Annotated in this window: 1 protein-coding gene and 1 riboswitch; the gene reads left to right on the forward strand. The window is 42.6% G+C overall.

Annotated elements, in window-relative coordinates; translation table 11 throughout:
• Positions 1-795, forward strand: a 795-nt coding sequence (gene purR, locus R7Q41_RS24070; RefSeq protein WP_318144713.1) for an HTH-type transcriptional repressor PurR, incomplete at its 5' end; no start/stop codon positions are given.
• A 266-nt stretch (positions 796-1061) separates the two neighbouring features.
• Positions 1062-1151: riboswitch (cyclic di-GMP riboswitch) on the forward strand.
• The last annotated feature ends 129 nt before the right edge of the window (positions 1152-1280 follow it).

Consider the following 1280-nt stretch of genomic DNA (forward strand, 5'->3'; position numbering starts at 1 on the left):
AACCTATTCTTCTCTGAAGTGATCGACGGTGTAGAAAGTTACTGCTACCGTCAAGGTTACACATTGATCTTGTGTAATACCGGCGGCATCTACGAGAAACAGCGCGACTACATCCGCATGCTTGCTGAGAAACGTGTAGATGGCATTTTGGTGATGTGTTCAGATCTAACCGAAGAACTAAAAGAGATGCTAGATCGTCACTCAGACATCCCGAAAGTTGTGATGGATTGGGGCCCAGAGAGTTCTCGTGCGGACAAGATCATCGATAACTCTGAAGAAGGTGGCTACCTAGCAACTAAATACCTTATCGATAATGGCCACACTGACATCGCCTGCCTTAGTGGTCACTTTGAGAAACTTGCTTGCCAAGAGCGTATCGCTGGTTTCCGTCGTGCCATGGCTGAAGCAAAACTGCCAATCAATGAAGATTGGATTCTTGAAGGTAACTTTGAATGTGATACTGCGGTACTGGTTGCAGACAAGATCACCGCGATGGAAAAACGCCCTACTGCAGTATTCTGTTTTAACGACACCATGGCACTTGGCTTAATGAGCCGTCTGCAACAAAACGGCATCAAGGTTCCAGATGACGTTTCTGTTATCGGTTACGACAACATTGAACTTGCAGAGTACTTCTCACCACCGCTAACAACGATTCACCAACCTAAACGTCGTGTGGGTAAAAATGCGTTTGAGATCCTACTTGAACGCATTAAAGATAAAGAACACGAAAAGCGTGTGTTCGAGATGCAACCAGAGATTGTTATCCGCAACACCGTTAAGAAACTTAATTAAATGAACACAAGCGCCCTTAGGGGCGCTTTTTTTTATTAAAAAAATAACACTTCCCGCACACTTTGCCTCATTCTTAAAAACAATAACTTCCATAAGTTACTGTTTTCTTTACATGTGAATTATTAATTCCCGCTTCTTTTCAAACATTAAATACAATTCTCAATTATGAGTACCCATGCACAAAATGGCATTATTTATTGAATCAAGATCACGTTTTAAAATCTAAAGTGTGATGTTAATTCAATATACAAAGTATCCTCATCTGGTCACGCACAGGGCAAACCATCCGAAAGGGTGGGACGCAAAGCCTCCGGCCTGAACCATAGTAGTATATGGAAGGTAGCGGGGTTACCGATGGCAAGTGTGTAACCAATGTCTTTACCCTTTAATGACATTGCCTTTGCGCACGTTTGCTACTCTCTCGGACCTGACTTTTGGTGGCGTAATATTAATTACACCGAGATAACAAAACATGGATAAACCGA

The sequence above is a fragment of the Vibrio sp. 2096 genome (genome assembly GCF_033339595.1).
GTDB classification, from domain to species: Bacteria; Pseudomonadota; Gammaproteobacteria; order Enterobacterales; family Vibrionaceae; genus Vibrio; species Vibrio alginolyticus.